7 protein-coding genes are annotated in these 8,575 nt (G+C 66.0%); 4 read left to right on the forward strand and 3 right to left on the reverse strand.

The features are described 5' to 3' along the window. The first annotated feature begins 404 nt into the window (after positions 1 to 404). Entirely contained in the window at positions 405 to 1,592 is a 1,188-nt protein-coding gene (locus ARC63_RS03075; protein ID WP_265330694.1) for a mechanosensitive ion channel family protein, read from the forward strand. A 72-nt stretch (positions 1,593 to 1,664) separates the two neighbouring features. Here ARC63_RS03075 and ARC63_RS03080 read toward each other — a convergent pair whose 3' ends face one another. Genes ARC63_RS03080 through typA form a run of 3 tightly spaced genes read right to left on the reverse strand, consistent with a single transcriptional unit; the run spans position 1,665 to position 5,655 of the window. Next, on the reverse strand, positions 1,665 to 3,287 hold the full coding sequence (locus ARC63_RS03080; RefSeq protein WP_057502485.1) for an amidase: 1,623 nt from the start codon (positions 3,285 to 3,287) through the stop codon (positions 1,665 to 1,667). A 41-nt stretch (positions 3,288 to 3,328) separates the two neighbouring features. After that, complete coding sequence (locus ARC63_RS03085) at positions 3,329 to 3,796, reverse strand: DUF2127 domain-containing protein (protein WP_005408223.1); 468 nt, start codon at positions 3,794 to 3,796, stop codon at positions 3,329 to 3,331. An 11-nt stretch (positions 3,797 to 3,807) separates the two neighbouring features. Then, positions 3,808 to 5,655: a translational GTPase TypA gene (gene typA, locus ARC63_RS03090; protein ID WP_010483969.1), complete on the reverse strand. Its 1,848-nt coding sequence runs from the start codon at positions 5,653 to 5,655 to the stop codon at positions 3,808 to 3,810. A 273-nt stretch (positions 5,656 to 5,928) separates the two neighbouring features. On the opposite strand from typA, the gene ARC63_RS03100 reads away from it, so the two are divergent. From ARC63_RS03100 to ARC63_RS03110, 3 genes are all read left to right on the forward strand, one after another. Beyond that, complete coding sequence (locus ARC63_RS03100; RefSeq protein WP_004153629.1) at positions 5,929 to 6,420, forward strand: peptidylprolyl isomerase; 492 nt, start codon at positions 5,929 to 5,931, stop codon at positions 6,418 to 6,420. Positions 6,421 to 6,538: 118 nt separating this feature from the next. Further along, a complete protein-coding gene (locus ARC63_RS03105) occupies positions 6,539 to 7,525 on the forward strand; it encodes a malate dehydrogenase (RefSeq protein WP_004153634.1) in 987 nt (328 codons plus the stop codon). Positions 7,526 to 7,647: 122 nt separating this feature from the next. Continuing rightward, positions 7,648 to 8,262 carry an RluA family pseudouridine synthase gene (locus ARC63_RS03110; RefSeq protein WP_057502487.1) on the forward strand — a complete coding sequence of 205 codons (615 nt, stop codon included), beginning with the start codon at positions 7,648 to 7,650 and terminating at the stop codon, positions 8,260 to 8,262. The last annotated feature ends 313 nt before the right edge of the window (positions 8,263 to 8,575 follow it).

An 8,575-nucleotide genomic window follows, 5' to 3' on the forward strand; every position in this document is an offset into this window, starting at 1 on the left:
GTGCCCCGCCTTCGACAGTTGACCGGTGGCCAGTAGATCCACGCCATGCGTGGATGAATCTCTGTCAGATATCGAAATTCAATCTGGGGTCAGATCCGTTTTCCGGAGGAAAACGGATCTGACCCCAATAGCATTTCCAACAGATCGCAGGAATCTGTCGAAGGCGGGGTGGGTCCGGTTGCGGGAGTGTCCGCGGCATGGATGCCGCGGCCAAGCCCCCATGGATGGGTTCACGGCGTCTCCCGCAACCGGACCCACCCCGCCATCCCAGAGGAAACACGCTTCTGCTGTTGCTGTTGCTGTTGAGGTTGCCGGCCAGCGGCCGGCGCTACAGCAGGTGCAGGGCTGCAAGCCCTGCCGATCAACACCCTGCTTACGAACGACTGACGTGACGCTCATGCCCCATGCGCGAGGCTGTCTGCTTGGCTGTTCGAGTGGAGGTGGCAACAGTGCACTGGCAAAGCGCACAGGCCTACGCATGGCCGTTGGGATTGGCAGCAGTAGTGGGTGGCATCGGCGCGTGGCTGATCCTGTGGATCTACCATCGGCTGAAGGGGCGTGATCGACGGCGCGCCCGCATCGGCCGTGTGCTCGGGCTTCCGATGGCCACTGCATGGCCGCTGCTGCTGTTGATTCCCGCGTTGCAGGCCACACCGCTGCAGGATCCGTTGCTGGGCAATCTGCAGCATGTGCTGCACATCGCGCTGACCGCGTGCTTCATCTGGTTGCTTGTACGCGCGGTGGCGGCCGGTGAGCGCGCGATCCTGCGCAGCCATCCCATCGATGTCTCCGACAACCTGGAAGCGCGCCGCATCCAGACCCAGACGCGGGTGCTCAGCCGTGTGCTGATGGGCGGCATCGTCGTGCTGGGCGCGTCGTTGGTGCTGCTGACCTTCCCGATGGTGCAGAAGATCGGTACCGCGCTGCTGGCCTCGGCGGGCCTGATCGGTCTGGTGGCCGGTATCGCGGCCAAGCCGGTGTTCGGCAACCTGATCGCTGGCCTGCAGATTGCAGTGACGCAGCCGATCCGCCTGGATGACGTGGTGATCGTCGAAGGCGAATGGGGCCGCATCGAGGAGATCGGCAGCAGCTACGTGGTGGTGCGCATCTGGGATGAGCGGCGGATGGTGGTGCCGTTGACCTGGTTCATCGAGAACCCGTTCCAGAACTGGACGCGGCGCAGCGCCGATCTGCTCGGCACCGCGTTTCTGTGGCTGGACTACCGGGCGCCGATCGCGGCGATCCGCGCCGAACTGGAGCGCATCTGTCGTGGCGAAGCGCTGTGGGATGGCCGGGTCTGCGTGACCCAGGTGACCGAGACCAGCGAGCGTGCGATCCAGGTGCGACTGCTGGTCAGCGCGCGCAGCTCCGGTGATGCCTTCGACCTGCGTTGCCTGGTGCGCGAGCGCATGCTCGACTTCCTCGCGCGTGAGCATCCGCAGTCGCTGCCGCAGGTGCGTGCGCGGCTGCAACACGAAGACGAGCTGGATATGCCGCGCGGCCCACGTGCGCGCACCGCGGATGTGCGTTCGCCTGGCGCGGAGGATGGTGAAGCGGCGATCGTGCCGGCGGAGCCTGACCAGCCTCTGTAGAGCCGGGCCATGCTCGGCCGCTTTCGATTTTCCGGTGAAGCCGAGCGTGGGCTCGGCTCTACAGAAACACGATCAGGGCTCGCCTGCGTCGATCAATGCATCGGTATCGAAGTGCGGCGGGCGCCGTGCGCGGGTGCGCTGCTCGTAGGCGTAGGCCATTTCGATCAGCTTCGGCTCGCTCCAGGCGGTGCCCATGAACAGCAGGCCGACTGGCAGGCCATCGATCTGGCCCATCGGCACGGTCAGGCTGGGGTAACCAGCGACGGCAGCGGCGCTGTAGCTCTCGCCGGGGAAGTCGTCGCCTTCGCTGCGGATCGGCCACGCCACACCGGTGGTGGGTGCGACCAGCGCGTCGAGCTGGTGGGCGGCGAGGGCGGCGTCGATGCCTTCCGGGCCGGCCAGGCGGCGGGCTTCACTGCGTGCGCGGATGTAGGCCGGGTCTGCCAGGCCAGCAGTGGCATCGGCCTCTACCAGCAGCTCCTGGCCGAACAGGCCCAGTTCCTGCTTGCTGTGCGCCTGGTTGAAGGCAATCAGTTCGGCCAGGCTGCGCAACGGCGCGCGGTGGGTGCTGAAGTAGCGCTCCAGCCCGGCCTTGAATTCGTACAGCAGCAGCGTGCGCTCGGCTTCGGCCCAGGCGCCCTGGTTGGGCAACTCGACGGGGACCACGACGGCACCAGCGCGACGCAGCTCGGTCGCTGCCTGATCGATCAGCGGCGGCATGCCGCGGTACTTCAGCAGCGGCGTCTGCAGCAGGCCGATGCGTTTGCCGCGCAGGCCCTGCGGGTCCAGGCGTGCGGTGTAGTCGTAGACCGCGCGGCCGGGCATGGTCGCGGTGGCCGGGTCGGCATCATCGCGGCCGGCGATCGCGGTCAGCACGGCGGCAGCGTCGGCGACGCTGCGTGCCATCGGCCCGGCAGTGTCCTGGCTGAAGGAGATCGGGATGATGCCGTCGCGGCTGACCAGGCCGACGGTTGGCTTCAGGCCGACCACGCCGTTGATCGCCGCCGGGCAGACGATGCTGCCATCGGTCTCGGTACCGATCGCCACGCTGGCGAGGTTGGCGGCCACGGCCACCGCGCTGCCGCTGCTGGAGCCGCAGGGCGAATGACTCAGCCGATAGGGATTGCGGGTCTGGCCACCGCGCGCGCTCCAGCCGGAGATGGAGTCATTGCCGCGGAAATTGGCCCATTCGCTCAGATTGGTCTTGCCCAGCACCACCGCACCGGCTTCGCGCAGCCGGCGCACCAGGTAGGCATCGTCCGGACGGAAGCCCTGCAGGGCCAGTGAGCCGGCGCTGGTGGCCATCGGCGCGGCGTTGATGTTGTCCTTCAGCAGCAGCGGGATGCCATGCAGCGGGCCGCGCAGGCGTCCTTCGCGGCGCTCGCGGTCGCGCGCGGCGGCTTCCTTCAGGGCATCGGGGTTGAGCTCGATCACTGCGCGCAGGCGCGGCCCGGTGCGGTCCAGGGCGGCGATGCGCTGCAGGTAGGCCTGGGTCAGGGTGGTGCTGTCCAGTTCACCGGCGGACATTCGCGCCTGCAGGTCGGCAACATCGGTTTCGGCGTACGGGAACGGCACGTTGCGGCTCGCAGGTTCGGCCGCATGCGCGCTGGGCGTGGCCGGGCTGCAGCCAGCCGAAAGCAGCGCCGGCAGCGCGGCGAGCAGGCAGGTCAGCAGAGGCGGCAAGGACGGGCGCATGGGGCGGCTTGGTCGGCTCCAATCCCCAGTGTAGCGGGTGCTCAGCGGTGACGCTTGCGCAGGTCGCGGGCGAGGACGTAGACCACGATCAGGTTGATCGCCAGGATCGTCCACGACGGCCAGCCGGGATGGCGGATGATCGCGAAGATGTCGAACGGCAGGTACAGGGCGGCGGTCAGGCAGCCCAGCCAGGAAGCCCAGGCCTTGGCCCGCCACAGGCCCCAGGCCTCAACCAGGTGCAGCAGGCCGTAGCCGATCATCCCCGCCGCGGCCAGGTGGACCGCGTCGGGGCTGATCATGTGCAGCAGCGAGGGCAGGGTGCCATGGTCCGGATCCAGGCTGAAACGCCGGATCAGGGCCATGATGCCGTGCCGTAGCGGCTGCGGTCCGAGCACTTCCAGCCCGGTGGCGGCCAACAGCGCCAGCATCGCCTTGCTCGCTTCGAGCAGGGCGATGACATGGAGACCCGGATGCCGGTGTGGATCCGGGTTGTAGCCGCTCTGGTTCACGGGGTGCTGGCTCAGCCGCCGCGCGAAGCCTTCTTGCGGTCGCTTTCGGTCAGGAACTTCTTGCGCAGACGGATCTCCTTCGGGGTGATCTCGACCAGCTCGTCGTCTTCGATGAAGTCCAGGGCCTGTTCCAGCGAGTACTTGATCGCCGGGGTCAGCTGGATCGCATCGTCCTTGCCCGAAGCGCGCATGTTGGTCAGCGGCTTGGTCTTGATCGCGTTGACGGTCAGGTCGTTGTCCTTGGAGTGGATGCCGACCAGCTGACCTTCATACACGTTGTCGCCTTCAGCTGCGAACAGCTTGCCGCGTTCCTGCAGCGGGCCCAGCGAGTAGGCGGGCGTGGTGCCCGGCGCATTGGCGATCATCACGCCGTTGATGCGCTTGGCAATCGCGCCCTGTTCCTTCGGACCGTAGTGGTCGAACACGTGGAACAGCAGGCCCGAACCCTGGGTCAGGGTCTTGAACTCGTTCTGGAAGCCGATCAGGCCACGGGCCGGGATCGAGTATTCCAGGCGCACGCGGCCCTTGCCGTCCGATTCCATGTTCTTCAGCTGGCCCTTGCGGGTGCCCAGCTTTTCCATCACGCCGCCCTGGTGGATTTCTTCGATGTCCACCACCAGCTGCTCGATCGGCTCCATCATCTGGCCGTCGATTTCCTTGATGATCACTTCCGGGCGCGACACGGCCAGCTCGTAGCCTTCGCGACGCATGTTCTCGATCAGCACCGACAGGTGCAGTTCGCCACGGCCGGAGACCAGGAACTTGTCAGCGTCTTCCAGCTGCTCGACCTTCAGGGCCACGTTGTGGACCTTTTCACGGTCCAGGCGGTCCTTGATCTGGCGGCTGGTCAGGAACTTGCCACCGGACAGGTCCTTGTTGCCGGCGAACGGCGAGTTGTTGACCTGGAAGGTCATCGAGATGGTCGGCTCGTCGACGGTCAGCGCCGGCAGGGCTTCCGGGAAGTCCGGCGCGCAGATGGTGTCGGAGATGGTCAGCTCCTGGATGCCGGAGATGGCCACGATGTCGCCGGCCTCGGCCGAATCCTGCTCGATGCGCTCCAGGCCCATGAAGCCCAGCACCTGCAGCACCTTGCCGTTGCGCTTCTTGCCTTCACGGTCGATGACCGCGACCTGCATGTTCTTCTTCAGGGTGCCGCGCTGGATGCGGCCGATGCCGATCACGCCCACGAAGTTGTTGTAGTCCAGCTGGCTGATGCGCATCTGGAACGGGCCTTCCGGGTCCACTTCCGGACGCGGCGCGTGCTGCATGATCGCTTCGTACAGCGGGGTCATGTCGCCGTCGCGCACGGTGTCTTCCAGGCCGGCGTAGCCGTTCAGGCCCGAGGCGTAGACGATCGGGAAGTCCAGCTGCTCGTTGGTCGCGCCGAGCTTGTCGAACAGGTCGAAGACCTGGTCGATCACCCATTCCGGACGGGCGCCCGGACGGTCGACCTTGTTGACCACGACGATCGGCTTGAAGCCCATCGCGAAGGCCTTCTGGGTCACGAAGCGGGTCTGCGGCATCGGGCCGTCCATCGCATCGACCAGGATCAGCACGGTGTCGACCATCGACAGCACGCGCTCGACCTCACCACCGAAGTCGGCGTGGCCGGGGGTGTCGACGATGTTGATCCGGTTCTTGATGCCGGTCTTCTTGTCTTCCCAGGTGATGGCGGTGTTCTTGGCCAGGATGGTGATGCCGCGTTCCTTTTCCTGGTCGTTGCTGTCCATCACGCGCTCGGCGAGGACGGTGCGCTCGGACAGGGTGCCGGACTGCTTCAGCAGCTGGTCGACCAGGGTGGTCTTGCCATGGTCGACGTGGGCGACGATGGCGATGTTGCGAAGATTTTCGATGGACATACGAAAGGGGGCCAGTCGGCGCCGGATTTGGAAAAAGAAGTCCAACATTATACGTCGAACTTGACGATTCGCGAAAAGGTGGATTTCACGCCGGTCATGGGGCCCATTCAGCTGACTGTCCGCAGCGGCGGCGGAGGCCGCCAGGACCGTTGTGTGGCGCTCCCCCGCCGGCGGCTGAAGCCCGGATCTGCGCCCATGGTCGAAGCCGCCGCCGCCACGAGGCAGGTGTAAACTAGGTGGCTAGACGCGTTCCCCTCTGCATCAAGGATCTTCATGTCCCTCATCGCCACTTTCGACACCACCCAGGGCCCGATCAAGGTCGAGCTGTTCGCCGACAAGGCGCCGCTGACCGTGGCCAACTTCGTGAACCTGGTCAAGCACGGTTTCTATGACGGCCTGATCTTCCACCGCGTGATCGCCGACTTCATGATCCAGGGCGGCTGCCCGCAGGGTCGTGGCACCGGCGGCCCGGGCTACAAGTTCGAAGACGAGAAGAATGGCGTGAAGCACGAGGTCGGCTCGCTGTCGATGGCCAACGCCGGCCCGAACACCAACGGCAGCCAGTTCTTCATCACCCACATCAAGACCGACTGGCTGGACGGCCGCCACACCGTCTTCGGCAAGGTCCTGGAAGGCCAGGCCATCGTCGATTCGGTCAAGCAGGGCGACGTGATCCATTCGATCACCCTGGAAGGCGACGTCGACGCCGTGCTGGCCGCCCAGGCCGAGCGCGTCGCGGAGTGGAACAAGCACCTCGCCGCCTGATCCCCCTTCGAAACGGCCACCCACGGGTGGCCGTTTCCCTGTTCCCCGCCGCCCGCCAGGCCAGCGTGGCCACGCCCGCGGCGTCCCATCAAACGCTTGCAAGCAAGAGGAAACCCCCATGAAAGCACCCGTTCGTGTTGCCGTGACCGGCGCCGCCGGCCAGATCGGTTATGCCCTGCTGTTCCGCATCGCCTCCGGCGAAATGCTGGGCAAGGACCAGCCGGTCATCCTGCAGCTGCTGGAACTGCCGGTCGACAAGGCCCAGGCCGCCCTGAAGGGCGTGATGATGGAGCTGGAAGACTGCGCCTTCCCGCTGCTGGCCGGCATGGTCGGCACCGATGACGCCGAAGTCGCGTTCAAGGACGCCGACATCGCCCTGCTGGTCGGCGCACGTCCGCGTGGCCCGGGCATGGAGCGCAAGGACCTGCTGCTGGAAAACGCCAAGATCTTCACCGCCCAGGGCGCAGCGCTGAACAAGGTCGCCAGCCGTGACGTGAAGGTGCTGGTGGTCGGCAACCCGGCCAACACCAACGCCTACATCGCCATGAAGTCGGCGCCGGACCTGAAGCCGGAAAACTTCACCGCCATGCTGCGCCTGGACCACAACCGCGCGCTGAGCCAGCTGTCGACCAAGCTGGGCAAGCCGGTCGGTGGCATGGAGAAGCTGGTCGTGTGGGGCAACCACAGCCCGACCATGTACCCGGATTACCGTTTCGCCACCGCCGATGGCGCATCGATCGCCGATGCGATCAACGACCAGGAGTGGAACGCCAACACCTTCATCCCGACCGTGGGCAAGCGCGGCGCGGCGATCATCGAAGCCCGTGGCTCGTCCTCGGCTGCTTCGGCCGCCAACGCTGCCATCGACCATGTGCGTGACTGGGTGCTGGGCAGCAACGGCAAGTGGGTCACCATGGGCGTGCCGTCCGACGGTTCCTACGGCATTCCGGAAGGCGTGATCTTCGGCTTCGCAGTGACCACCGAGAACGGCAAGTACACCCTGGTCAAGGATCTGCCGATCGACGACTTCAGCCAGAAGTACATCGACAAGACCCTGGCCGAGCTGGAAGAAGAGCGCGCCGGCGTCGCCCACCTGCTGGGTTGATGCAGGCGGTACCGGCTCCGGCCGGTACCTCTTCCATCAAGGCGGGTATCGACCGTTGGTCGGTACGCAGAAAGCGGGGAGGCTTCGGCTTCCCCGTTTTCGTTTGGAATTCCTGGAACCGCATGATCCACCTGCATTACATCGATGACGCGCTGTTGGTGGCCGAGAAGCCGGCCGGCCTGCTGTCCGTGCCTGGCCGCAGCGCCGAGAACCAGGACTGCGTGGTCGGGCGCCTGCAGGCGCTGTACCCGGATTCGTTGACCGTGCACCGCTTGGATCAGGTGACCTCCGGGCTGCTGCTGCATGCGCGTGGCAAGGACATGCAGGCGGCGCTGTCGATGCAGTTCGAGCGGCGCCAGGTCGGCAAGCGGTATGAAGCGGTGGTGCAGGGGCTGCTCGAGGGTGATGCCGGCGAAGTGGACCTGCCATTGATCGTGGACTGGCCGAACCGGCCGAAGCAGATGGTCGACCATGAGCGCGGCAAGCCGGCGCTGACGCGTTGGCGCGTGTTGGCTCGTGATGTTGAAGCGCAGCGCACGCGCGTGGAACTGGAACCGATCACCGGCCGCAGCCATCAGCTGCGCCTGCACATGGCCAGCCTTGGCCATCCGATCGTCGGCGATGTGCTGTATGACGCGGCACCGGCGCAACGCGTGCATCTGCATGCGCGCAGCCTGCGGTTTACGCATCCGCTGACGGGCGAGGCGCTCGCGTTCGAGTCCGCGGCTCCGTTCTAGGGGCCGGCAGGGCTTGCAGCCCTGCACCTGCCGAAGCTTTCAGGCAACAGCAACAGCAACGTCAAAAACTAAAGCGGCATTCCGCGGGATGGCGGGGCACTGTGGGTGTGCGGGGACTCCGTGAACCCATCCATGGGGGCTTGGTCGCGGCATCCATGCCGCTCACACCCCGCACACCCACAGTGCCCCCCCACCACCGCGGAATGCCGCTTTTGTTTTTGACGTTGCTGTTGCTGTTTCCTGAAAGCTTCGGCAGGTGCAGGGCTGCAAGCCCTCCCCGCCCCCAGAACGGAGCCGGGGGATCGAAAGCGGG

Source organism: Stenotrophomonas geniculata ATCC 19374 = JCM 13324 (assembly GCF_001431625.1).
In the GTDB taxonomy this organism is placed as follows: domain Bacteria; phylum Pseudomonadota; class Gammaproteobacteria; order Xanthomonadales; family Xanthomonadaceae; genus Stenotrophomonas; species Stenotrophomonas geniculata.